Below are 25,463 nucleotides of genomic sequence, written 5' to 3' on the forward strand. Positions count from 1 at the left end.
TAAGTGGGATTTTTCTTGGTTCGATCTATATAAACTTATGATCCATCGCTTAAAGGGAGGAGTACGTTGAATATTCGAATCAGGAACATAGCGATTATATTGGTTGTTGTCCTGCTGGCCGGGACGATCTGGATATTTAATTCCTCGGGGCAGCCTGTGCATTCCGACTCTCCCGCAGTAGGCAAGTTTACGGCAGCCGCGCAGGATGCTGAAGAAGGCAGCTATGAAGCCTATCTGAAGCAACACGGGGATGCCCCGCGCCCTGACCGGGAGATCCGCATCGAAGGGGAGAGCTATTCACCCGGCAGCGGAGATGTCTTTGAGGTGAAGCAGCAATTCGAGGGGCTTGACGGAGCAGCAGTCATTACCCCGGAATCGGGAACCATCTCCTGGGAGGTGCCGGTTCCGGAATCCGGGCTGTACAACATCCGGGTTCATTATTATCCGGTGGAAGGCAAAAGCTCGTCCATTGAACGTTCCTTATCCATCAACCGGGAGGTGCCGTTCAAGGGAGCGGATACCTTGCTCTTCGACCGGGTCTGGGGGAACCGTGAGGAGGTCATTAAGCAGGATGACCGCGGCAACGATCTGCGCCCCAGACAGGTGGAGCAGCCGGTGTGGCAGTCCACGGTCATTGCGGACAGTGAAGGCTTCTATGAGGAGCCGTATGCATTCTATCTAGAGCAGGGGAACCAGACCCTGTCGCTGACCGCACTCCGTGAGCCGATGGCCATTGATTATATTGAGCTGTTCCAGGACCGGACAGTGCGCTCCTATGCAGAGGCTAAGCAGGAGTATGAGACTAAGGGCCTTCAGCCGGTACAAGAGCCTTATATCGAGGTCCAGGCCGAAGCGGCATCCGCCAAATCCTCGCCTACCTTATACCCGTTATCCGACCGCTCCAGCCCGGCAGTGGTTCCTTATGCCGTCTCAAATTTAAGGATTAACACCATCGGCGGGGTGAACTGGAAGCTTCCGGGGCAATGGATCGAATGGGAGATTGATGTCCCTGAAGAAGGTCTGTACCGGATAGCGCTCAAGGAGAAGCAGAATCAGCTCCGGGGCGTCTATGCCAACCGCAGCCTGACTATTGATGGTGAATATCCGTTCACCGAGATGAAGCAGATCCGCTTCAATTACTCTCCCGGCTGGCAGATGAATGTACTCGGCGGGGAAGAGCCTTATCTGTTCCATCTTACACAAGGGACGCACAAGCTGAGACTGACCGTGACCCTGGGCGATATCGCGCCGCTGGTCCGTACCGTCCAGTCCAGTGTCCTGACCTTGAATGAAATGTACCGCAATATTCTGGCGATTACCTCCAACAACCCGGATAAGTTCCGTGACTATCAGCTGGAGAAGCGGATACCGGAGATGACCAAGGTATTCCGGGAGCAGGCGGAGATTATCCGCGGTGTCGGCGAATACCTGGAGCAGGCCACCGGGGAACGCAGCGACAAGGTATCCGTGCTGTACTCGATGGTTACCCAGCTGGAGGATATGGCTAAGCATCCGGACACGGTAGCCAAACGGCTGGTCTCCTTCAAGACGAATGTCGGCGGACTGGGGACCTGGATTCTTAGCGTGCGGGAACAGCCGCTGACACTGGATTCACTGGTGGTCTCGGCGCCGGATAAGCCGCTTCCGTCTGCGCAGGCGACCTTCTTCCAGAAGCTGAAGCATGAGCTGAGAGCGTATGGCGCCTCGTATACCGAAGACAATGACAGTATCGGTAACGTGACGAAGAACCAGAAGGCGATTACGGTCTGGATTTCGACCGGCCGGGATCAGGCTCAAGTGATGAAGAGCATGATTGACGATACCTTCACGCCGGATTCGGGCATCTCCGTGGCACTGCGGCTGGTGCCTCCGAACATTCTGCTGCCGGCAACCCTGGCGGGCGAAGGGCCGGACGTAGCCATGCAGATCGGCGAGGATCTTCCAGTGAACTATGCGATGCGCAAAGCATCGGCCGATCTGTCCCAGTTCGCCGATTTCAAAGAAGTGGCTGACCGCTTCCGCGACAGCGCCCTTACGCCTTATAAGTACAATGGAAGCGTCTACGGGCTGCCTGAGCAGCAGATCTTCCCGATGCTCTTTTACCGGAAGGATATTCTGCAGGAGCTTGGCCTGGAGCCCCCTACTACGTGGGAGGAAGTCTACAATGTCGTCTCTGTGCTGCAGAGACATAATCTGGAGTTCTATCTTCCCCTGGAGGATACACTGAACAACGCGACGCTGGTGCCCAATGCGGCCTTCACCATGCTGCTCTACCAGAACGGCGGGCAGCTCTACACGGACGACCAGAAGCGAAGCGCGCTGAACTCGGAGACCTCCATGAGTGAATTTAACAAGTGGACCCAGTTCTATACCAATTACAAGTTCCCGGTGAAGGTGGACTTTCCGAACCGTTTCCGTACAGGCGAGATCCCAATCGGGATTGCCGATTACACCATCTATAACAGCCTGACAGTAATGGCGCCGGAAATCCGCAATTTGTGGGAATTCACGGTGGTGCCGGGAACGAAGCAGGCGGACGGCACGGTGGACCATAGCGTAGCCAGCCATACAACCGGTGTCATGCTGCTGGAGAATGCCAAGGACAAGGATTCGTCCTGGGAATTCATGAAGTGGTGGACAGACAAGGACACCCAGGTCCAGTACGGCCGGGAAATGGAAGGGCTGATGGGAGCGGCGGCACGTTATCCGACCGCGAACATTGAAGCGCTGGAGGAGCTGCCGTGGCCGGTGAAGGATTACAAGGAGCTGGAGAGCCAGTGGCAATGGGTGAAGGGTAACCCTCAGGTTCCCGGCGGGTACTTCACAGGCCGGCATCTGGACAATGCGTTCCGCAAGGTGGTCAACGGGAATGTGAATCCGCGTGAAGCCCTGTCGGATTATCTGATCTACATTAACGATGAAATTCAGATCAAACGGAAGGAATTCAAACTTCCGTATTAGGTTGGAGGCTGTAAGCTGATGGTACAAATACAGAATACCACTGAACCAGCCTTGCCAGGGCTGGCTGGCGGTCCGGTCAAGGAATCCCGCCTGGCGCAATTATGGAGAGATATCAAGAAGAGCAAGCATTATTATTTCATGATGAGTCCCTATATGATCATCTTCTTCCTGTTCACGGTGATCCCGGTGGTCGTCTCCTTCGGGCTGAGCTTCTTCTACTTCAATATGCTGGAGACGCCAAGATTCATAGGCTGGGAGAACTATTCCAGGCTGCTGCTGGGCGATGATGTGTTCATGATCGCGCTGAAGAACACCTTTTTGTTCGCGGTCATCACAGGCCCGTTAAGCTATATCGCCTGCTTCCTGTTCGCTTGGCTGATCAATGAGCTGTCCCCCTTTGTCCGGTCGCTGATGACGCTGGTCTTCTATGCGCCTTCGATCTCGGGCAATGTGTTCTTCATCTGGCTGATCGTCTTCTCGGGGGACAGCTATGGTTACCTCAACGGCTTCCTGATGAAGATCGGGGTGCTGCTGGAGCCGATTATCTGGCTGCAGAATGAGAAGTACATTCTCCCCATTATCATTATTGTGCAGCTCTGGCTGAGTCTCGGCACAAGCTTCCTGGCGTTCATTGCCGGACTTCAGACCGTGGACCAGACGCTGTTCGAGGCCGGAGCGATGGACGGAATCAGGAACCGCTGGCAGGAGCTGTGGTTCATTACCCTGCCGTCCATGCGCCCGCAGCTGATGTTCGGCGCGGTCATGCAGATTACCGCCTCCTTCGCGGTGGCCGAAGTCTCTATTGCGCTGGCGGGCTTCCCGAGCGTTAACTATGCGGGACATACGGTGGTCACGCATCTGATGGATTACGGGACACTGCGCTTTGAGATGGGCTATGCCTCTGCGATTGCCACTATTCTCTTTGCAATTATGCTCGGAACCAACATGATGACCCAGAAGCTGCTTCGAAAGGTGGGTGAATGACCCTGTATTCAAGAGTGATAGGGGCCCTTCGCCCTCAAAAAAGACTGAACCGTTCCTTTGCTGTCAGCTTTATGCTCTTCGGCCTGCTGCTGGGCTTCGGCGCGTTCATGGTTCTTCCGCTGATCTATACGGTGAACAATGCCTTCAAGCCGCTGGATGAGCTGTTCATCTTCCCGCCGAGATTCCTGGTGCGGAACCCGACGCTGGAGAACTTCACCGATCTGATGGTGATCATGGGCAATTCCTGGGTGCCGTTCACCAGATACATTGCGAATACACTGCTGATCACACTGGTAGGAACCGCAGGACATATCCTGCTGGCGTCGGCAGCGGCGTATCCGCTGGCCAAGTTCAAATTCCCGGGCTCCAGCATTCTGTTCAAGATTGTAGTGCTGTCCCTGATGTTCTCGCCGCATGTTACGGCAATACCGAACTATCTGGTCATGTCGCAGCTGGGGTGGATCAATACCCAGGCGGCGATTATCGTACCGTCACTGGCCTTTTCACTAGGTTTGTTCCTGATGAAGCAGTTCATGGAGCAGATCCCGGATGCGCTGATTGAGGCGGCCAAAATCGACGGTGCGAACGAGTACCGCGTGTTCTGGCAAATCGTAATGCCGAATGTGAAGCCGGCCTGGCTGACGCTGATGATTCTGCAATTTCCGGCGCTGTGGGGCACAGATGGAGGAAGCTTCATCTACAGTGAGAACCTGAAGACACTTCACTACGCGCTCAGCCAGGTCATCCAGGGCGGGATTGCGCGTGCCGGGGTCGGAGCGGCCGTCGCTCTGCTGCTGATGACCGTGCCGATTCTGTTGTTCATTATTTCACAGAGCAGTGTCATCCAGACGATGGCCACATCCGGTATGAAAGAGTAGAGAGGAGGAACGGTGACAATGGTCGCAAGGATAAAGAAACTGAGAACCGGTCTGCTGGCCTTGTGCTGCCTGGTCAGTCTGGGGCTTGGCGGAGAGCTGGCCCTGGCAGAGAGCGCAGCCCCTTCCTACAATTATTCATACTGGGGGAATGCGGTGGCGGCTCCGTCCGCCTACCAGGCTACTACGCTCATCACGGGTGCCAGCTCCGGTGCGGGCCCATTCAACAATCCGCAGGATATTCAGGTTACGGCGGATAAGCAGATTTATGTTCTGGATAGCGGCAATAACCGGTTTGTGATTCTGGATCAGGACTATAAGTCCGTCAAGACGGTAAATGCATTCCAGTTCAAGGGGAAGGCGGAGAAGTTCAACAATCCGCAGGGCATCTATGTGACGCAGCAGAAGGAAGTGTATGTCGCGGATACGGGCAATAAGCGTATCGTCCATCTCGACAGCGACTTCAAGGCTGTGGGGATCATTGAAGCCCCGAAGTCCGAGCTATTGCAGGCGAACTTTGAATTTCAGCCTGTCCGTGTTGCTGTAGACAAGGCGGACCGCATCTATGTGATGTCGGCCGGCGTCTTCGACGGTTTCATGGAATTCGGTGCGGACGGCGTGTTCAAATCGTTCATTGGCGCGAACCGGGTGCATGTCGATGCGGTAGAGTATTTCTGGAAATCGATCTCCACCAAGGCGCAGCGTGAGCAGATGGTGATGTATACGCCTACCGAGTTCACGAATCTCGACATTAATGACGAAGGCTTTCTGTACGCTACCAACGGTGACGATTACGGGGACCCGATCAAAAAGCTGAACGCGCAGGGGGCAGATATTCTGCGGAGAGAGGGCTATTACAAGCCCAGCGGTGATCTGCTCTACTCCACGCGCTCAGGGGGTGCCCCGCGGCTCGTGGATATTGATGTGAGCGACAGTGAAATATACGCGGTGCTGGATGCCAGCCGGGGCCGGGTGTTCACGTACAACGGGGACGGCTATCTGCTGTACATTTTCGGCGGAATTGGTAACCGTCTGGGCGAATTCAACACCCCGGTTGCCATTGAGCATAGCGGTGACGATATTCTGGTGCTGGATCAGGCGCTGGGTGAAATCACGGTATTCCAGACCACAGAGTATGGAAGAACGCTGAACAGTGCTGTGCGCAGCTACTATAACGGTGATGAGGAGATGGCTTCCCAGGAGTTCAGCAAGGTCGTCAACTTGAATGCGAATATGGAGTATGCCTATGCGGGTATAGGCAAGGCGTATCTGCGGCAAGGCGAGTACAAGGAGTCGGCGGAGTATTTCGAGCGCAGCATGGACCGGACCAACTATTCCAAAGCGTTCCTGCTCTATCGTAAGGAAGTGCTTCGCGGACATTTCTCCACCATTATGACGGCTCTGATCGCGCTGGTGGCCCTATGGCTGGGCCTGAGAATGTACCGGAAAATGAAGGCCAGAAAGAAGGTGGAGCTCCATTGAACAGAGAAGCGCTGCAACATCCGCTGTATGTGATGGTTCATCCGTTCAACGGATACTGGGACCTCAAATATGAACGCAGTCAAAAAACCAGTCTGATCATCTCCTTCGGCATTCTGTTTATGCTGATTCTGACCAATGTTCTGGGCAATCAATACAGCGGGTTCCTGGTCAATATGAATAATCCCCGGTATCTGAACAGCCTGCTGGAAGCGGTCTATGTGCTGGTTCCTGTTCTGTTCTGGTGTGTGGCAAACTGGTCGCTGACTACGCTGATGGACGGGGAGGGGAAGTTCACGGAGATTTTTATTACCACCTGCTTCGCCCTAGTTCCGATTGTCCTGATTAATTTCCCATGGATCTGGATCAGCAATTTCATCTCGGCCCAGGAGAGCTCTTTTTATTATTTTTTCAAAAACTTTGCCATTCTCTGGTCGGGACTGCTGCTGTATGTGGGCATTATGACCGTTCATCAGTTCTCCCCGTCCAAAACGATCGGGACGATTCTGCTGACGCTGCTCGCTATGGCCTTCATGGCCTTCCTGACCCTGCTGTTCTTCAGTCTGGTTCAGCAGATGATTGCATTCGTCTCGACCATATACCAAGAAATTGTCTTGAGGAGATAGGAGGAGGACCGGGAATGAGGAAGCCGTTAATCATGCTGCTCTCGATTCTCTTCAGTATGAGTGTGCTGGCCGGCTGTTCGGCGTCAAGCTCAGGCAGCCAGGCCAGCGGGCATGAACCGAATCTTGAAGTGTCCTTTACGGAAGGGAGCGCGCTGAAATCTGCCTTCACCGATAGTGGGGTGAGCGGCATGACAGGGGTGCTCGAGAACGCGCAGCTCCGGCTGTTCATGGATGAAGCTACCGGAGGGATTGCCGTCAAGAATCTGTCGGACGGGACGGTCTGGTACAGCAACCCGCTGGACCGTGAAGCGGATGCCAAGGCCAGCGGGGATAATAAAGACCTGCTGTCCGCGCAGCTCAAGCTGGATTTCTATAACAACCTGGGTCAAGTCAGCTCTGTCAATTCATATACGGACAGCGTGGCCCATAAGCAAATGAAGATGGAACTGACGCCGGAAGGCGTCAAGGTCTTCTACCAGTTAGGAACGACCGCTGCAACAGCGGAGGATCTGCCGATGAAGATGGGCAAGGAGCGGTTCGAGGAGAAGATCATGAGCAAGATGGATAAGACCGGGCAGCGGACGATGAAAATTGCCTACACCTTCGATGAGGAGAACGGGGTATATACGCGAAACGATGAAGCGCTGAAGGGGCTTCAGCTGGAGCGGACCCTGAAGGGCTTCGAGAAGGCGGGGTACACAGAGGAAGATCTGCAGCAGGACATCGCCGAGAACAACCTCAGCCAGACCAAGCCTGCGCCGCGTATTTTTCAGCTCGCCATTGAATACGCCCTGGACGGGGATCAGCTGGTCGTCAAGGTTCCGGCAGCGGATATCCGCTATCCTGCGGATTATCCGGTGAATGACATCTCCCTGCTGAGCTTCCTGGGTGCCGGAGGGAGCAAGGATTCGGGTTCCATCCTGGTGCCGGACGGCTCAGGAGCACTGATTCATTTCAATAACGGCAAGACCCGTTATCCCGCATATAAGCAGGCGGTATATGGTGTGGATGGGACGATGGAGACCACAGATGCCTATGCGCAGCAGCAGGAGGTCAAGCTGCCGGTGTTCGGCTTGATCCGGGAGGAAGGCGCCATGCTGGGCATTATTGAACAAGGCGCTTCCTTGGCTACCATCAACGCGGATACCAGCGGCAGATTGAACGGCTACAACTATGTGTATCCGAGCTTCACCCTGATTGCGAAGGGAGATCTTACCCTGACGTCAAGCGATCAGAACCGCACCCTGCCGAAATTCCAGCAGGAGCCGCCTAAGACAGATTATGTTGTCCGTTACGCGTTCCTGAGCGGAGCAGAGGCCTCTTATCCGGGCATGGCGCGTTATTACCAGAGCTATCTGGCGGAGCATGGCGGACTGCCTGAGGCGCAGCCGGCAGCTTCCGCAGAAGCTCCTGTGAATACGCCGTTCTATCTGGAGCTGGTGGGCGGAATCACGAAGACCAAGCATGTCCTGGGTATTCCGTATCAATCGCTGGAGGCATTGACCACCTTCGAAGAGGCCCAGAGCATTCTGGAGCAGATGAAGCAGCGCGGCATTGATCATATCAAGCTGAAATATGCCGGCTGGTTCAACCGGGGCCTCGATCACAAGGTGCCGGACCGGCTGTCTGTGGATCAGGCGATCGGCGGCAGCAAGGGACTGAACCGGCTGGCAGCATACGCTAAGGAGCAAGATATTCAGCTCTTCCCTGACGTGGCTCTGCTTCGGGCGAACCAGACCTCCGGCTTCCGGATTAACCAGAAGGCTTCCCGGATGCTCAGTGAGATTCCGGCAGCCGTCTATCCGTACAATATGGCCTTGAACCGGCGGGACCGTTCCTTCACGCCTGCCTACATTATTTCGCCAAGCAGGGTCGGCGGATATGTCGATGCCACGCTGAAGGAGATTGCGCCGTTTCAGACCGGGGGCATCTCACTCAGGGATATGGCCGATCAATTGAACAGCGATTTCCGTAAAAATCAAGAAATTGACCGGTCTGCGTCCGAGCAGATATCGGTCCAATCGCTGGAGAAGATCACCGGACAGTCCCTGCGCATTCTCGCGGACGGCGGGAATGCCTACGCCCTCCCGTATCTCTCTGACATTACGGATGCTCCGGTGTCCAGCAGCCGGTTCAAGCTGGAGGATGAGGAGATTCCGTTCTATCCGATGGTGGTGCGGGGATATGTGAATTACACCGGCAAGCCTTTTAACCTGTCCACGTTCACGAATCCAAGGCAGTATATCCTGAAGAGTCTGGAGTACGGCTCCGGTATCTATTATGAATGGATGTATGCGCCTAATTACAAGGTGAAGGATACCGACTTCGATAACCTGTATGCGGTCAATTACGAGCAGTGGATCAACCAGGCAGCCGATATGTACACTGAAGTGAACGGAGTGATGAAGAACGTTCAGAATCAGCGGCTGACGGGTCATGAGAAGCTGGCAGACGGTGTCTATAAAAGCACTTACGGTAACGGGATGTCTGTCATCGTCAACTACAATAAGACCGCAGTCCTTGCCGAAGGCCGGACGGTTGAAGCCGAAAGCTATATTACGGGTGGTGAGCAATCTTGAAATCCATACTTAGACTGGACCGCAGATCCTACAAAGAGCAAAAGGCATTAATGGGCTTCTTCTATGTGCTGCCCTGGCTGCTGGGGTTCATCTTCTTCTTCCTGATTCCTTTGTTGTCTTCGCTGCGCTACAGCTTAAGCTCGGTGCAGGCTAATTCCGACGGACTGATTGTTCATTTCAGCGGCTTCCAGAATTATGTCGAAGCACTGACGGTGAATACCGAATTCAACCGCTCGCTGGCCGATGCCATTATGAATATGGTCATCAATGTGCCGCTGATCGTCATCTTCAGCCTGTTCCTGGCGGTGCTGCTGAATCAGAAGTTCATCGGCAGATCGCTGGCCCGTTCGATTTTCTTCCTGCCCGTTATTCTGGCCTCTGGGGTCATTCTGAGCCTGGAGAGCACCAGCCTGATTCAGGCGGTCAACGATCAGAATGCGGGAGCGGGAGCGATTCAGGGACTGGGCACCTTCGAGCTGGAGGGGCTGATGCTGGATGCGGGCTTAAGCGAATGGGTAGTGAACTATCTGACCAGCGCCGTGAGCCGCATCTATAGTATTGTAAGCCAGTCCGGCGTACAGATTCTGATTTTCCTGGCAGGTATCCAGACTATCTCGCCGCAGCTGTATGAGGCGTCCAAGATGGAAGGGGCAACCGGCTATGAGGCCTTCTGGAAAATCACTTTTCCCATGGTCAGCCCGCTCATCCTGGTGAATTCCATCTATACAATTATCGATTCCTTCTCGAATAACGCCATGACGGACCTGATCCGGGAGACCGGCTTCACCCAGTTCAACTTCGGTCTAAGCTCTGCGATGGCCTGGCTGTATTTCGCCGCAGTGGCCTTAATTCTGGCCGTCAGCAGCTATCTGATCTCGAAGAAGGTCTTCTACTATGATTAAAGGGAGGATGGGACTAATGCATGCGACCCGCTTACTGTCGCTCGAACGCTGGAAGAAATGGATATGGTCCTTCGTGCGGCTGACGCTCATTGCAGGCCTGTCGTTCGTGATCCTCTATCCGGTACTCCAGAAGATATCCACGGCCTTCAAGGCCAAGAGCGATCTGTATTCACCGATTGTCGTCTGGCTTCCCGAGAATTACACGCTCGACAATTTCGTCAAAGCGATTGGAATAATGGATTACTGGCAGGCCTTGCTGAACACCTTCACCCTGTCGGCGCTGACTACAATCTTGACCGCCATCTCCTGTGCGCTTGCAGGGTATGGCTTCGCCCGGCTGAAGTTCAAAGGGAGCCAGCTGCTGTTCGCCGGGGTCATATTGACCATCCTGGTTCCGCCGATCACGATTCTGATTCCGGTCTACCTGAATTTGAAGGATTTCAGCCTGATGGGGCTGATTCCGCTCTTAACGGGCGGCAAATCGGTGAATCTGCTCAACACCTACTGGCCGTTTATTCTAACCTCTGCTACGGCGAATTCGCTGAAGGCGGGGCTGTACATTTTCATCTTCCGGCAGTTCTTCCGGGGGATTCCCAAAGAGGTGGAGGAAGCGGCTTATATCGACGGGGCCGGGGTAGGCAAGACCTTCTACCGGATTATGCTGCCTAACGCGATACCGTCCATTGTTACGGTACTGCTCTTCTCGTTTGTGTGGCAATGGAACGACAGCTTCTTCACCACGACTTATCTGACATCCAGCAAGGTGATGGCGACCCAGCTCGGCTCGTTGCCGTATAATCTGGCGATTCTGCTGGAGGACGGCGCCAATTCCAAGGCTGATCCGTTCTACCTCAGCATGGTCCAGGATACAGGGATTCTGCTGGCGATTCTGCCGCTGATCATTATCTACCTGTTCGTGCAGCGGTATTTCGTGGAGAGTATTGAGCGTACCGGGATTGTGGGTTAACCGTAGAAGGAGGATGACTGTGCGCCAAAAGAACAGAACAAGCACTCCGGCCAGACTAGCCCGGAGTATAGTCTTCGCAGCCGTGCTTCTATGGTTATCCGGCTGCTCCGCTCCTGGCGGGGATGCGGCTCCTGCTGCATCCCCGCCAGGGAATGTAGCGTCATTCCCGGCGGCCTCGCCCGCCGGGACTCAGTCCGCTGCCGCTACAGCTTCGCCTGAAGCTGCGGCAGAAGCTCCGGTGCAGCAGGAGGCTCCGCCGCTGGCGGCAGCCTATGCGGATTACTTTCCTATAGGAGCTGCGGTGGAACCGGACCAATTGGAGGGTCCCGCAGCCGAGCTGCTGAAGCGGCATGTGAACTGGCTCGTGGCCGAGAATGCCATGAAGCCGGATGCAATCGCACCGGCTGAGGGCACCTTCACCTGGGAACGGGCCGACCGGATCGTCGCCTTCGCGAAGGCGAACGGCATGGGGCTGCGCTTCCACACCCTGGTGTGGCACAGCCAGACACCGGAATGGTTCTTCCGGGATGAAGCCGGTCAGGCAATGGCGGATGAGACCGATGCAGCAGGGCGCGAAGCGAACAAGAAGCTGCTGCTGAAGCGGCTAGACAGCTACATCACCGCTGTTGTCAGCCGTTACAAGGACGACATCTCCTCCTGGGATGTAGTGAATGAGGTGATTGAGCCTGGAGACCCGGATGGCATGCGGGCCAGCGACTGGTATAAGATTACCGGCACCGAATTCATCGAGACAGCCTTCCGGGCGGCCCGCAAGGCTGGAGGGCCGGAGCTTAAGCTGTATATTAATGATTACGGCACAGATAATCCCGAGAAGCGGGACCGGCTCTACGAGCTGGTGAAGGACATGCTGGCGAAGGGGGTGCCGATTGACGGGGTTGGCCACCAGACCCATATTAATCTGGACTATCCTTCGGTGGAGAGTATTACCCTGTCCATGGAGAAGTTCCATGCCCTCGGCCTTGATAATCAGATCACCGAGCTGGATATGAGCCTGTATGTCTATAACGATCTTAGCGATGTCGGCCCTGTAGTTCCTGAGGATATCCTGCAGCGGCAGGCTGCGCGGTACGGCGAGCTATTCGCTGCTCTAAGAGACAGGAAGGAGCTGTTAAGCGGGGTCATGTTCTGGGGCATTGCGGATGATCATACCTGGCTGAGCACGTTCCCGACTGAGCGGACCGAGGCGCCGATGCTGTTCGACAGGCAGCATCAGCCCAAACCGGCCTTCCAGGCGGTCACCAATTTCTAAATGGTAAAGAACGGGTAAGTCAAACAAGAAATGCACCTTACAATTTCATTATTTTTGCCGGGATAATATAATATTCCGGTAATAAATAATCTTGCAAAGTGAGGTTGCAACTGGTGCCCAAAACAATCAAGAATACAATGGCCTGGACTGTCGCTGCATGCATGGCCGTACAACTGTTAACCGCTTGTGAGAGAAGCAATAACCTTGCGGAGCGTTCTCCGGTTCCTGAGGGACAGCCGGGGAGCGCTTCGTTATATGAAGAGCCGGGTCTAAGCAAATATGATCCGCCCATCCAGCTGTCGTTCGTACGTGAGAACAACGATGCGCTGGAAGAAATACTGAAGGAATTGCCGGGAGAGTCGCTGGAGCATAACCGCTGGACCGAGCTGTATGAAGAGGTGCTCGGCATTAGGGTCACCTATGATTGGACGGAGTGGAGCTCCATCTACTCCCGCAAGCTGGGGGTATCTCTGGCCTCCGGGGATATCCCTGATATTGTGCGGGTGAATGCTTCGCAGCTCAGGGTGCTGAGCAATGCAGGGCTGATCCAGGACCTGAGCGAAGTCTATGACCAGTATGCAACCCCGTTAACCCGCAAGGTGCTGAGCGAGGAAGGAACGGGCCCGTTCGAGACGGTTACCCTTGACGGCAAGCTTATGGCGATCCCGGAGACCAATTCGTCCATTGAGGGCGCGATGTTCCTGTGGATTCGCACGGACTGGCTGGAGCGTCTCGGCCTGCAGCCCCCGCAGACGATGGCAGAGGTGCTGGCTATTTCGAAAGCGTTTACGCAGCAAGATCCTGACGGTAACGGCAAGCATGATACCTATGGCCTTGCGGCCACCAAATATCTGTGGGACCCGGTCATGGGACTTACCGGGTTCATGGCCGGTTATGGTGCGTATCCCGGAATCTGGATTAAGGACAAGACCGGCAAGCTGGTTTATGGAGGGATCCAGCCGGAGGTCAAGCATGCCCTGCAGGTGCTTCAGGAATTGTACCGGACAGGACAGATTGACAGGGAATTCGCCTTCAAGGACGGGGTCAAGGCCAGCGACTGGATTGAGCATGAGCAGGTTGGAATGATGTATGGGGAGCAGTGGGGCTCCTTCCTCGTGCAGTCCAGCCGTGAGCATAATCCGCAGGCTGAGTGGCAAGCCTTCCCGCTGGTCTCGGAGTCGGGTGCCGCGCCGAAGGTGCCGCTTCCGTTCAGCACCAACCAGTTCCTGGCGGTCAAGCAAGGCGTCCAGCATCCGGAGGCGCTGATTAAGCTGATTAACCTGCATCTGGAGAAGAATTGGGGGGCTACGAGTGAGGTGGAGCGGTACTATAACGCTCCGCAGGCGGTGTGGAAGCTGTCGCCGGTGACGCCGTTTCCGGTGCAGAAGAACCTGGAGGCCTTCCGGGAGCTGGAGACCTTCCGGCGCAACGGCGATGCCTCCGTGCTTCAGGATGAAGCGAAGACGATCCAGAAGCGGATAGCCGCTTACGAGGCCGGAGGTGCGGACAGCGAGACAGGCTGGGGCTGGGAGCGGACGTACGGGCCTTCGGGCGCTTTTTCCATCCTGGACGGGTATGAACGTAATTCTCAGCTGCTCTATGAGAGCTTCGTTGGCGCACCTACAGAGACGATGATCGAGAAGCAGAATATTCTAAATAATCTTCAGATTGATGCCTTTCTTGATATCATTCAGGGCAGACCGCTCAGCGAGTTCGATAATTTCGTGGCACAGTGGAACAAGCTGGGCGGCGAGCAGATTACGGCTGAGGTCAACGACTGGTACGCAGAGAAGGGCGGGAGCAGCAAATGACCGGACCTGAGCAGACGAGTGGAGGCGGTACACATGCTTAAGTTTCCTGCGGTGTCGATGCGCCACACGATTTTTATCCGGATGGTTGTCACTTATCTTGCTATTATTCTGCCGATTCTGCTGCTGGGACTCTACCTCTACAACTGGAGCTACAGGAATGCAAGTCAGGACCTGTCCAGAGCGACCCTGTCGCAGTTAACCTATTATCTGGAGGACCTGAACCGCGAGGTGGAGTGGATGGAGATCCAGCAGTATGATCTTGCCCAGGATACCGAGCTGAACAAGATTGCCGTGACCTGGAATTACATGGACGATGTTCAAAAGCGGGAGAGCCTGAACTACATCTCGCAGCGGCTCACCTCTCTGAAGAACAGCAGCGCCTACATCGGCGATGTGTTCGTTCATATCCGTACCATTAATAAAACGCTGTCCGCGATGAACGGCATCGATGATTTTGACAGCAGCAAGTTCAATTTCTTCCGGTCCGTCGATCTCAGAAAAGAAGGCCGGCTGATCAACTGGAACAACTTCCTGGAGCTAAGCGTTACCCAATCCAGCGGCAGGAGGAATGAGCCTCCGCTCTTCATCGTGCAGATTGAGCTGGACAACGAGAAGCTGAAGGATTCGCTCCGGGCGATTAACGCGTACGAGGAGAGCGGCTCGCTGCTGGTCTCGCGGCTGACGGACTATGCACTCGGCACAGAGAACAGCTCCCCGGAGCTGATTGAGAGCTATCACCAGGCGATCGATGAAGGGAACCTGTACAACTGGGAGCTGGACGGAATCCGGTATCATATCGACAGCTTCACCTCGGACAAGCTGGGGATGGCTGTTGCTACCTATTTGCCGGAGAAGGCGGTCAAGCGCCCGCTGACCAAGTTCGTGGTCTGGGCCTGGCTGTTCGCGGCGGCGTCCTTCCTGGCGGTGCTGATCTATTCCTACGCCACCTATAAGTTCGTCCAGAAACCGCTGCTTGTGTTGATCCGCAGCTTCAAACGGATGGAGAGCGGCTCGCTTGATATTCAGATTGACCATGCCCGCAAGGATGAATTTGGCTATCTGTATCTACGGTTCAACCAGATGCTCAGTAGGCTGCGGATGCTGATTGACCAGGATTACACCCAGAAGCTGATGATGCAGCGGGCGGAGCTGAAGCAGCTCCAGTCACAGATCAATCCGCATTTCCTCTATAACAGCTTCTTCATTCTCAGCGCCCTGGCGAAGCAGGGGGACAGCTCCCGGATTGAGGAATTCTCCGGCATGCTGGGCGAATATTTCCGGTTCATCACCCGTAACGGAGAGGATAATGTCCGGCTTGCGGAGGAGACGCGCCATTCCCGGATGTATACGGAGATCCAGAAGATGCGCTTCTCCAGGCGCATTCAGGTTCAGTTCGATGAGCTGCCGGAAGACATGGAGGAGCTGCGGGTGCCGCGTCTGATTCTCCAGCCGCTTATCGAGAATGCCTATGAGCATTGTCTGGAGAAGCAGGCGGAGGATGGGGAGCTGCGGGTTTCTTTTGAACAGGAGGAACGGGAGATTCGCATTATTGTTGAGGATAACGGAAGTGGGCTGACCGATGAACGGATCGAGACCCTGAGAAGGCGGCTGAATCAGAACGGCGGAACGCATGAAGTCACCGGCATGAGCAATATCCACCGGCGTATCCAATTAATCTACGGGGAAGGCAGCGGCCTGTTCCTGGACAGAAGCATGTTAAACGGCCTCCGGGTCGAGATCCGGATTAGGCTGACGGGAGGTGAAGGTCTTGTACAGACTATTGATCGTTGATGATGAAGAGATAATAACAGACGGCTTATACGAGGCGTTCAACCAGCTGCTTCCGGACAAGCTTGATGTCTACAAGGTCTATTCGGCCAAAGCGGCCCTGGAGTGGCTCTCGCGCACCCGGATCGATATTGTGCTGACCGATATCCGCATGCCCGGCATGAGTGGGCTGGAGATGTCTGAGCAAATCCGAGAGTTTTGGCCGCGGTCACGGATTGTTTTTCTGACCGGCTACAGTGAATTCGATTATGCCTATAGTGCGCTGCAGCTTCCCGGGGCCCGTTATCTGCTGAAGACGGAGGGCTTCGACAAGATTATTGAGACGGTGCAGGAGGTGCTGCAGGAGATTGAACAGGGCAATATGCTGAGCGAGCTGCTGGAGCAGTCCAGGGAGCAGCGCGATTCCATGGAGACGGCGGCGCAGGGCGATTATCTCCGCCATCTGCTTCAAGACAGCCAGGCCTTGTGTAAGGATACGGATGCGTTACGTGCAGACTTCAGCAAGCTGGGTATCAGCCTTAATGCGGATACCCCGGTCATGCTCGTTCTTGGACGGCTTACCTACCCGGAGGGCATCTCTTACATGGACCGGCGTGAGCTTCTGACCTCTTCCCGGCTGATCTGGAATTCCCATCTGGCGGAGATGACCCGGCATGCCTGGGTGCTTGACAGGCACGGGGATCTTCTGTGGCTGCTGCAGCCTCTGCATAATGCCGGGGCTGCCTTCGGCGGGAATTTCGCGCGGTATCTGGAGGGGACGCTGGAGATGATCCAGGAATCCTGCCGGCAGACGCTGGGCCTGCCGGTTGCTTTTACGGTCAGCGGCTCGGCCTGTGCCTGGACAGAGACCGGCCGCCATTACGAGCGGCTTCACCGGCTGCAGCAGATGAAGATCGGGGACGGCATCTCCATGGTGCAGATTGACCGCAGCGGTCCGCCGGAGTCTGACGCAGTCCGTGAGACTGGGGTCCGGCTCCAACAGCGGGTGGAGAATCTTGCGGCCCATCTGGATGCCGGACGGCGGGAGCGGTTCGCTGAGACGCTGGAGGAGATCCGGGAAGGCATTCATTCGGGCGTCTCCGTGGAAGAAGCCGCCGAGCTGTATTATACAGTTGCCCTTGTGCTGCTGTCCCATATGAACCGCTCGGAGCTCTACGGCCTTGTCAATGAATATGGGAAGCTGATGCGGCTGGACGAGCATTCTTCCCTGGGGGAGGGCATCTATTATCTGGAGAGGCTGGCCTCCGATCTCTTCGAGCGGAGAAGCACAGCCGAGAAGGAGCGCTCCTCGGAGGTTATTGAACGGATCTGCGATTATATCCACAGCCATTTGGGCGAAGACCTGTCTCTGGTGCGGCTGGCCGAGCTGCATTATTTCAATCCGTCGTACCTGTCCCGCTTCTTCAAGCAGGAGCAGGGCATTAACCTGTCTGAGTACATCGATCAATGCCGGGCTGTCAAGGCGAAGGAGCTGCTGGGAAATGAAACGCTCAAAATACGCGATGTGGCGCTGTATGTCGGTTATGAGGCCCACCATTCCTTCACCCGGTTCTTCAAAAAAATAACGGGAATGACCCCCCAGGAATACAGGGAGTCTCTGCATGTAAATTTATAATCTGAGTCTATCAACTATAATTTGTAAGTCTATCAACTATAATCACACAGGTTTCAGCCCGTCTCCCCGCAGAGTACAATTCAGATGTATTCGCTTTCATTAAGACGGCATCCGCCGATTTCACGAAATGAGAAGGAGATGGGTATCTGTGAGAAAAAGGAAGTTAAGCTTATCCATGAAGCTGCTGGTGATGCTGGCCCTGCTGCTGACGCCGATGCAGTCCGGCGGCGGCACTGCAAACGCTTGGGAGGGTTCGCCTGTTCCCAAGCTGCATGTAAGCGGCAATCAGCTGGTGAACAGCAGCGGGCAGCCTGTGCTGCTAAGCGGCTGGCATCAGCCTACCGGGGCTTACTGGACGTATCAGAACAGCAATTATTATCTGAACCGCAACGGCGGGAACCGGCATAAGGCCACTCTGGAGTACCTGAAGGAGATCACGGATACCTTCACCAGCACCTCCGGCAAATACGGCAACAGCCACGGCTGGTACTCGAATCAGGTCCGCCTGTTCATCGACCGGGAGGATATGGGTGATGTCGCAGCAGGAACGTATAACTTCGCGGGCCTTCAGGCAGCTACCCAGAATCTGATCATTCCCTATGTGGAGTATGCGAAGACGAAGGGGCTGTATGTCACACTGGGGCTGGACTTCACCCTGCTGGACAACAAGGCGACCACCCAGGCCAATCTGGACAAGTTCAATCAGATCTGGGGTTACCTGGCCTCCCAGCCGGGACTCAAGAGCGCGGATAATGTCATGTTCGAGCTGGTCAACGAGCCGGTGCTGAGCGATGTGAACGGACAATGGGGCGGCAATCCCTCCCAGCCTAACTTCGCAGCGTTCTGGAATTCGCTGAAGAACTTCCAGAACTCCATGATCTCCACGATCCGCAGCAAGGGCGCGGATAATGTGATCTGGGCTTCAGGACTCGGCTGGGATCAGCATTATCAGCTGACGGCATCCAGTCCGCTGACTGACCCGCTGAATAATTACGGCTATGCCGTTCACTGGTACCCGGGCTACGGCGCTTATGACAATTTCAACTCGCTTCAGCAGATCTGGGATAGCAGCATCAAGCCTGCTGCCGATGCTTACCCGATCAATATTACTGAAACGACCTGGTTCAAGAACCAGCCGGGCGACTCCGCGTATTGGGATCTGTTCAACGGTACGAATGCAGGCTTCGGCAAGAATACCAAAGCGATCTTCACCGCCGCCGGCAATGTCAGCATTGCCGTCCATATGAACGGCTTCCTGCTCGATCCCGGTCCCAAAAGCTCCTTCGCCGATCCGGACGGCGGGCTGCTCTATGACGGCAACGCCACCCGGGACGGCATGGCGCGCTTTATCTTCGAATGGTACTACGAGCGGGCACAGTTCAACCCCTGGAATGGGGTGTGGAACGGGGTCACCAACAATGCGAAATATAAGCTGATCAACCGGGCGTCAGGCAAAGCGATTGACGTTCCGAACGGGCAGAATACGAACGCCCTTCAGCTCCAGCAGTGGCCGGAGAACACCGCGCTGGCTCAGCAATGGACGGTTACGGATATGGGCACGTACAATAATATTTACCGGCTGCGCAGCGTGAATTCTTCCGACAATAAGGTGATGGATGTGCGTAACGGCACGAAGAATAACGGCGAAGCCATCCAGCTGATGCAGGATTTGAACAACACCGCCCAGCAGTTCCGGCTCATCAAGCTGAGCAACGGCTACTGGAGCATTCTAAATGTGAACAGTAACAAGGCAGTGGAAGTCACAGGAGCCTCCACCGCAGACGGCGCGAAGCTCCAGCAGAACCTCTACCGCGGCGATCTGCACCAGCAGTGGAAGCTGGTTCAGGTGAACTAAAAAGGTTAGACGTGAGAGCCACCTTCTCCTTCTGCGGGGCGGTCCGGGACAGTACCGGATTGCCACGCGGGGGGAAGGGGGCTTTTTTGAGCGTGCGGGAGGCGCGAGTGCCGAATGTAGTCGAAAAACCGATTACATTGGGCAGGATGGAGGCGCGTGGGCGAAAGGTAATCGAAAAACCGATTACATTGGGCAGGATGGAGGCGCGTGGGCGAAAGGTAATCGAAAAACCGATTACATTCGGCGTGTGGGAGGCGCGTGGGCGAAAGGTAATCGAAAAACCGATTACATTCGGCGCTGCGGAGGCGCGTGGGCTCAATGTAATCGAAAAACCGATTACATTCGACGCTGCGGAGGCGCGCGGGCGAAAGGTAATCGGAAAACCGAATACATACGGCGGGCGAGGAGGTGTGGAGGACGGATGGCGAAGGCTGGAGTGCCGGGCGCAAAGGTGTGGAGGGAAACAGTTGCCTTTTATACACTTACTGGTGAACAAAAGGCTCCTCCTACGGCAATGGTTGGATAAACAACACTTAATTTTGCGCATTTCCACTAAAGTGACGAAATCAAACCCATTAGATGCTCTTTATCCACTTGCTCCCGCCTAATCCTGAGAATACGGAAAATTAAGATACCCTTTTCCATCTATGTCTAGAAGTGGAGACGGATCAAGCAGTTTTGATGGCGGCTAAGGAGGCAGATAAGCATCACACTCAAAAGCAACATTTGTCGATATGAAAGCAACGTCAAGCTATAGAATGCAAGGCCCCAGTATGATTAAATACATAAAGAATACAGCATTTATGCAGATGACTACTAGCTGGTAACTATTTATTTAATGATGGACTCGAAAGGATGAATACGAATGATGGACAAACAGCAACAGCTTGGCTTAACGCCGCCGATGGGATGGAATTCATGGAATACTTTTACTTGGGATATCAATGAGCAATTGATCCGGGAAGCGGCCGATACGCTGGTGGCGGACGGTTATAAGGATGCAGGGTACGAATACATTGTGATTGACGACTGCTGGAGCCTGAAGGAACGGGACAAGGATGGCAAGCTGGTGGCCGATCCGGACAAATTCCCGAACGGAATGAAGGCGGTTGCAGATTATATTCACTCCAAGGGACTGAAGTTCGGCATGTACTCTTGTGTGGGAACGCATACCTGCGCCGGGTATCCGGGCAGCTTCGAGCATGAATTCCAGGATGCCGCATCGCTGGCGGAATGGGGTGTAGACTTCCTGAAGTATGACTACTGCTTCAAACCCAGACATATGTCGGGGGAGCTGCTGTATAAGCGGATGAGTCTCGCACTTAAGAACTGCGGAAGAGACATTCTTTTCTCCGCATGTAACTGGGGTGAAGATAACGTCTACCAGTGGATTCGTGAATCCGGCGCGCATATGTACCGTTCCACCGGCGATATCCAGGACAGCTGGGAATCGATCAAGACGCTGGCGCTGTCACAGCTTGATAAAGCCGCCTACACCGGGGCCTACTGCCATAACGATCTGGATATGCTGGTAGTCGGCATGTACGGGGGCAGCAACAGTGACTTCATCGGCAGCCAGATCGGCGGCTGCACGGATGTGGAGTACAAGACGCACTTCTCGCTGTGGAGCCTGCTGGGCTCTCCGCTGATGATCGGCAGTGACATCCGCAAGGCGAATGAAGCGACCAAGAACATTCTGCTGAACCCGGATCTGATTGCCATCAACCAGGATATCGAGGGCCGCGGAGCTTACCGCATTAAGCCTGAGCCGCAGTGGTTCCATACTAATGAAGTATTCATGCTGGTCAAAGTGCTGGCGGATGGTGACCTCGCGATCGGATTCTTCAATCTGAGTGATGGTCAAAGAGAGATGTCGCTGCAATTCTGGGATTTCGGGCTTCCGTATGCCTCCGGCAAATCGCTGTCGCTGTATGACTGCTGGGAGCACAAGGAGCTTGGGGTGTTCAGAGAACGGTTTGCTCCGGTCGTTCCAGCCCATGACTGTCTGATCGTGCGGGCGAAATTGGTCTGATTGGTCTAGAGATAAGAAAGAAGAGAAGCGTATGAGCATGAACAGAACCTGCAGACAATGCGGGGTCCCTCTGATGACGGATGATGTGGCGATTTACCTGAAGCTGGTCACGCGCAATGCCCAGGATTTCCTGTGTATTGACTGTCTTGGCGAGCAGCTGAAATGCGGACGCGAGCCGATTGAGCGGCTGATCAAGTACTTCAGGGAATCGGGGAAATGCGTGCTGTTCCGTTAGTCACCGGAAGACAGCAGCGAACAGGCTGTTGTGGACCGCGTGCTTGCCGGTAGTGGATTTTTCGCATATATAGAACGACAAAAAGCTCACCGTCAAGGCGATTGCCTCTTTGGTGGGCTTTTTGGCCCAGAATTACCGGGATCTCAATTAGAGAAGCGTGCTCTCCCTGAATTCCTGGGGTGTGACGCCAAAATGCTCCTTGAAGACCTTGATGAAATACGTGGGGTTCTTGTATCCCAGGCGGTTCGCTATTTCATAAACTCTGTATTTACTGTCCTTCAGCAAGAATACAGCCTTCTCCATCCGCAGACGCAGCAGGTAATCGGACAGGTTCTCTCCCGTCTCCCGCTTGAAGACCTTGGATACATGGGTTGGGTGCATATATACATATTCGGCGATCGCCTGAAGGGAGACATCCTCCGACAGATGCTCCTGTACGAATTGATGAATCTGTGCGACAACGGAGTGACGGGAGGCGGACAGCTCAGTGTTCATCTCATGCTGAAGTCTGTCCAGCAAGCCCGTTGCCCAGTACTCCAGTTCTCCGATGCTCCTGATATCAAGCGGCGTATGCAGGCGGTAGTCTGTCAGCAGACCGCCGTTCTTATGCACAAAGTAGGAGAACGCGGACTTCAAGGCGTAATAAATCTCCGATAAATGCTCATGCGAGCCGCTATACTTCGTGCCCCATTCCAGCAACACCTCCTGGAGCTTCTCTCTTGCCGCCTCCCAGTTCCCGGCCTCAAGCAGATGCGGGAATAAGGGAGGCGAGTAGAGGGAAGCGACCACCAGGGAGGCCGGTTTGACATGGTGACCGCCGAGCTGAACGACGAAGTCGTTGTCGTAGCCGATCTGCGAGCGGACCGTGGCTACGCAGCGCTGATACAGCTCCTCCACACTGGCCGGAAAGGTCCCGGAAGGGGAGAGAATGACCGAGACCGTGAGATGCAGCAGCCGGCTGACAATCTGCCTCATCTCATCCGCGGTCTGCTCCAGTTGACGGCCGCTTGCGTCCCCGCCGCCATTCACAATGAACAGAAGATGGCCGTATACATCCTCGCAGCTCCAGCTTTTGAAGTGCTGGGACACCAGCTCCTCCACGATATTGGTAACAGCGAAGCCCGGAAGCGACATATCGGACGGATCGTAGCGCTTCTGCGGGTCCTCGATGCGGATCAGAATCAGGGAGATCGTATCGCCTAATCCGATTGGAAGGCCGTATAACTGGAGCTGCTCTGTCAATTTGCGTTCAGTCCACATGCGTCCCTGGATCAGATGGTTCAGCAGGTTGGAGCGCAGGATAGGCAGATTGCGGTGAACCATTGCCTGCGACTGCACGTAGGCAGTCATCTGCTCCCGTTCTGCCTGCAGCGCACGGGCCGCATCAGAGACGGCAGCGAGCAGCTCCTCATCCTTCACAGGCTTGAGGAAATAATGTGCCGCCTTAGCTTTCAGCCCCTGCTGGGCATATTCAAATTCGGCATGGCCGGTAAGCAGAATACTAACCGTCCTCGGCCACTTCTGCTTGACCGCCCGGATCAGCTCAATGCCGTTCATGCCGGGCATACGGACATCGGTCACCACAATGTCTGCGGCGTTCTTGTCCATCTGCTCCATAGCCTGCTTGCCGGAATAGGCAGAGAATACGCTGGTAATGCCAGCCGTCTCCCAGGCAATGCTTGCGGTCATGCTCTCCACTAAGTGCTCTTCATCATCCACAATTAACAGCTTCATTCTCCACCGCCTTCTCTGTCCAGTACAGCTCTACCCGCAGTCCCGAGTCCGCATTGACCGACAGCCTCACCCCTGAATCCGCCCCGTACCGGAGCTGGAGCCGCCGGTGCACATTCAGCAGGCCGCAGGCTTCCGGCCGTTCTCCATACCGGTTCGCAAGCAGCTGCTGAAGCTCCTGAAGCCGGCCAGTGGTCATAGTGCCGCCGTTGTCGTCAACTATCAGTGAATATCCGCTGCCGTCCAGGCTCCCGCTAATCGTTATCCTCCCGGGGCCCTCCAGGGCTTCAATCCCGTGAATCAGCGCATTCTCGACGATCGGCTGGAGAATCAGCCGGGGAACTTCAAGGTCCCGCATGAGGTCCGCCACCTCGATGCTGTAGCGGATGCGGCTCATCCGCATCCGGTGGATGCTGAGGTAATCGGCAGCGTTCTTCAGCTCATCCGCCAGTCTCACCACCTGATTCTCCACCCGGGTCGTATAGCGGTAGTAATCGGACAGGTGATAGGCCATTTGCAGCACGGCATCCTTCCGTTCCAACTTGGTCATGCTGATCACGTAGGACAGGCTGTTATACAGAAAATGGGGATTAATCTGTGACTGCAGCTGCTTCAGTTCAGCTTCATGCGTGAGCAGCTGCTGCTCCAGCACATTCTCGATCAGCTGCTGGATTTGCGCCGACATTTCGTTGAATCTGGATACAATGAGCCGGAATTCGTTATTTGCCTGAAGCGGAATTCTGGTCTTATATTGTCCCATCTTGATGAGCTGAACCCCTCTGACCAGAGCACGCAGCGGGACCTGAACATTCCGGTATAGCAGCCACGATAAGGCAATGCCCACGATGAGGATCAGTCCGAGGACAAGATAGGCGAACCGGTTGGTCACCCTAAGTGGCGTCAGAATCTCGGATAAAGGCACAATGTTGACCACATACCCGTCCAGCACCTGCACATCGGAATAGGACAGAAGGTAGGAAATTCCGCTGACATCCAGAGTGATATTGCCCTCATGCGTCAGCTGCGTCCTCTTTAAGGCGGATACAGCCTCCTGGAGAAGCTCAGGCGGGCAAGAGGGCGTGGACAAGAAGATTTCATCAGGTTTATAAAAAAGCGCTTCCCCGATTCCCTGCGATTGAAACTGCTCCAGCATCCGGATCACATGGTTCATGTGAAAGCTGATTTCAATGATCGAATTGGCTCTGGCGATGCCGCTGCTGGACTGGTAGGGCTCAAAGGTCAAGTGGATGACCGTGCCCTGTTTATCTCCGTGATCGTCATCCATAATGAAATTCCAGTTGTCCTTGCTCAGCCGCTGAAGACGCTCCAGATCATAGGAGGTTCCGTTGACCGTAGATATGGTCTGCCCTGAACGCGGCGAATAGACCGTGATTTCATTGATCCATTCCGTCGAGGCGCTTTGCAGATACAACTTATCCTGAATGAGCTTTTTGCGGCTGATTTGTTCGTAGTAGCTGGAGTTCAGCAGGGACAGATCCTGAAATTCAATGACGTTCGGATCACGGATCAGGAGGTAGGTGAAGGTCTCCAGCTGCGTAATAATACTGTCCAGTTGTGTGGCTAAGGTAGATAGCCTGCTGATGCCCGACTGTTTGATCTGACTGGTGATGACATTCTCATTGACTCTGCTCGAATACACCGACAAGATCAGAACAGGCAGCAATAATAACACCAGCGAGCCGACCAGCTTGGAGAAAAGACTACGTTCCTTGTTGCCCATCTGCTTCTGACT

General features: G+C 54.8%; 18 protein-coding genes. 16 read left to right on the forward strand and 2 right to left on the reverse strand.

The window, feature by feature from the left end; genetic code table 11:
* Nucleotides 1-66: 66 nt before the first annotated feature.
* The 16 genes from MKY12_RS10380 (at nt 67) to MKY12_RS10455 (ending at nt 21,979) form a co-directional block, all read left to right on the forward strand.
* Nucleotides 67-2,961, forward strand: a complete 2,895-nt coding sequence (locus MKY12_RS10380; RefSeq protein WP_339313688.1) for an extracellular solute-binding protein — start codon at nt 67-69, stop codon at nt 2,959-2,961.
* Nucleotides 2,962-2,979: 18 nt separating this feature from the next.
* The gene (locus tag MKY12_RS10385; protein ID WP_076073655.1) at nt 2,980-3,945 is read left to right on the forward strand and encodes a sugar ABC transporter permease; all 966 of its coding nucleotides are present in this window, start codon (nt 2,980-2,982) and stop codon (nt 3,943-3,945) included.
* Entirely contained in the window at nt 3,942-4,823 is an 882-nt protein-coding gene (locus tag MKY12_RS10390) for a carbohydrate ABC transporter permease (protein ID WP_036724919.1), read from the forward strand. Before MKY12_RS10385 ends, MKY12_RS10390 begins: the two co-directional genes overlap by 4 nt.
* 18 nt (nt 4,824-4,841) lie before the next feature.
* A complete protein-coding gene (locus tag MKY12_RS10395) occupies nt 4,842-6,302 on the forward strand; it encodes a hypothetical protein (protein WP_339313690.1) in 1,461 nt (486 codons plus the stop codon).
* A complete protein-coding gene (locus tag MKY12_RS10400; protein WP_036724916.1) occupies nt 6,299-6,925 on the forward strand; it encodes a YIP1 family protein in 627 nt (208 codons plus the stop codon). Before MKY12_RS10395 ends, MKY12_RS10400 begins: the two co-directional genes overlap by 4 nt.
* A gap of 14 nt (nt 6,926-6,939) precedes the next feature.
* Nucleotides 6,940-9,504 (forward strand): DUF5696 domain-containing protein, encoded by a 2,565-nt coding sequence (locus tag MKY12_RS10405; RefSeq protein ID WP_339313691.1) that lies wholly within the window; start codon nt 6,940-6,942, stop codon nt 9,502-9,504.
* Nucleotides 9,501-10,406 carry a sugar ABC transporter permease gene (locus tag MKY12_RS10410; RefSeq protein ID WP_036724913.1) on the forward strand — a complete coding sequence of 302 codons (906 nt, stop codon included), beginning with the start codon at nt 9,501-9,503 and terminating at the stop codon, nt 10,404-10,406. The genes MKY12_RS10405 and MKY12_RS10410 overlap by 4 nt, the downstream gene beginning before the upstream one ends.
* A gap of 16 nt (nt 10,407-10,422) precedes the next feature.
* Nucleotides 10,423-11,373: a carbohydrate ABC transporter permease gene (locus MKY12_RS10415; RefSeq protein WP_036724912.1), complete on the forward strand. Its 951-nt coding sequence runs from the start codon at nt 10,423-10,425 to the stop codon at nt 11,371-11,373.
* 19 nt (nt 11,374-11,392) lie between these two features.
* Nucleotides 11,393-12,643, forward strand: coding sequence for an endo-1,4-beta-xylanase (locus MKY12_RS10420; RefSeq protein ID WP_339313692.1), 1,251 nt, complete (start codon nt 11,393-11,395; stop codon nt 12,641-12,643).
* A gap of 161 nt (nt 12,644-12,804) precedes the next feature.
* Complete coding sequence (locus MKY12_RS10425; protein WP_339313693.1) at nt 12,805-14,454, forward strand: extracellular solute-binding protein; 1,650 nt, start codon at nt 12,805-12,807, stop codon at nt 14,452-14,454.
* A gap of 33 nt (nt 14,455-14,487) precedes the next feature.
* Nucleotides 14,488-16,245, forward strand: coding sequence for a histidine kinase (locus MKY12_RS10430; protein ID WP_339313694.1), 1,758 nt, complete (start codon nt 14,488-14,490; stop codon nt 16,243-16,245).
* Entirely contained in the window at nt 16,214-17,857 is a 1,644-nt protein-coding gene (locus MKY12_RS10435) for a response regulator (RefSeq protein WP_339313695.1), read from the forward strand. Before MKY12_RS10430 ends, MKY12_RS10435 begins: the two co-directional genes overlap by 32 nt.
* Nucleotides 17,858-18,005: 148 nt before the next feature.
* On the forward strand, nt 18,006-19,712 hold the full coding sequence (locus tag MKY12_RS10440) for an RICIN domain-containing protein (RefSeq protein ID WP_339313696.1): 1,707 nt from the start codon (nt 18,006-18,008) through the stop codon (nt 19,710-19,712).
* An 11-nt stretch (nt 19,713-19,723) separates the two neighbouring features.
* On the forward strand, nt 19,724-20,320 hold the full coding sequence (locus MKY12_RS10445) for a hypothetical protein (RefSeq protein WP_339313697.1): 597 nt from the start codon (nt 19,724-19,726) through the stop codon (nt 20,318-20,320).
* A gap of 257 nt (nt 20,321-20,577) precedes the next feature.
* A complete protein-coding gene (locus MKY12_RS10450; RefSeq protein ID WP_339313698.1) occupies nt 20,578-21,744 on the forward strand; it encodes a glycoside hydrolase family 27 protein in 1,167 nt (388 codons plus the stop codon).
* Between the two features lie 31 nt (nt 21,745-21,775).
* Complete coding sequence (locus MKY12_RS10455; protein ID WP_036724896.1) at nt 21,776-21,979, forward strand: hypothetical protein; 204 nt, start codon at nt 21,776-21,778, stop codon at nt 21,977-21,979.
* 147 nt (nt 21,980-22,126) lie between these two features.
* Here MKY12_RS10455 and MKY12_RS10460 read toward each other — a convergent pair whose 3' ends face one another.
* Nucleotides 22,127-23,713: a response regulator gene (locus MKY12_RS10460; RefSeq protein WP_339313699.1), complete on the reverse strand. Its 1,587-nt coding sequence runs from the start codon at nt 23,711-23,713 to the stop codon at nt 22,127-22,129.
* A complete protein-coding gene (locus MKY12_RS10465) occupies nt 23,691-25,451 on the reverse strand; it encodes a histidine kinase (protein WP_339313700.1) in 1,761 nt (586 codons plus the stop codon). Before MKY12_RS10465 ends, MKY12_RS10460 begins: the two co-directional genes overlap by 23 nt.
* Between the last annotated feature and the right edge of the window lie 12 nt (nt 25,452-25,463).

The sequence above is a fragment of the Paenibacillus sp. FSL M7-0896 genome (assembly GCF_037975415.1).
In the GTDB taxonomy this organism is placed as follows: Bacteria; Bacillota; Bacilli; order Paenibacillales; family Paenibacillaceae; genus Paenibacillus_AQ; species Paenibacillus_AQ silagei.

Bases quoted from the DNA above. Each gene is read 5' to 3' on its own strand.
- MKY12_RS10395 (WP_339313690.1), top strand. From the start codon at position 4,842: ATGGTCGCAAGGATAAAGAAACTGAGAACCGGTCTGCTGGCCTTGTGC.
- MKY12_RS10455 (WP_036724896.1), top strand. From the start codon at position 21,776: ATGAGCATGAACAGAACCTGCAGACAATGCGGGGTCCCTCTGATGACG.
- MKY12_RS10405 (WP_339313691.1), top strand. From the start codon at position 6,940: ATGAGGAAGCCGTTAATCATGCTGCTCTCGATTCTCTTCAGTATGAGT.
- MKY12_RS10385 (WP_076073655.1), top strand. From the start codon at position 2,980: ATGGTACAAATACAGAATACCACTGAACCAGCCTTGCCAGGGCTGGCT.
- MKY12_RS10425 (WP_339313693.1), top strand. From the start codon at position 12,805: ATGGCCGTACAACTGTTAACCGCTTGTGAGAGAAGCAATAACCTTGCG.
- MKY12_RS10450 (WP_339313698.1), top strand. From the start codon at position 20,578: ATGATGGACAAACAGCAACAGCTTGGCTTAACGCCGCCGATGGGATGG.
- MKY12_RS10430 (WP_339313694.1), top strand. From the start codon at position 14,488: ATGCTTAAGTTTCCTGCGGTGTCGATGCGCCACACGATTTTTATCCGG.
- MKY12_RS10415 (WP_036724912.1), top strand. From the start codon at position 10,423: ATGCATGCGACCCGCTTACTGTCGCTCGAACGCTGGAAGAAATGGATA.
- MKY12_RS10390 (WP_036724919.1), top strand. From the start codon at position 3,942: ATGACCCTGTATTCAAGAGTGATAGGGGCCCTTCGCCCTCAAAAAAGA.
- MKY12_RS10465 (WP_339313700.1), bottom strand. From the start codon at position 25,451: ATGGGCAACAAGGAACGTAGTCTTTTCTCCAAGCTGGTCGGCTCGCTG.
- MKY12_RS10460 (WP_339313699.1), bottom strand. From the start codon at position 23,713: ATGAAGCTGTTAATTGTGGATGATGAAGAGCACTTAGTGGAGAGCATG.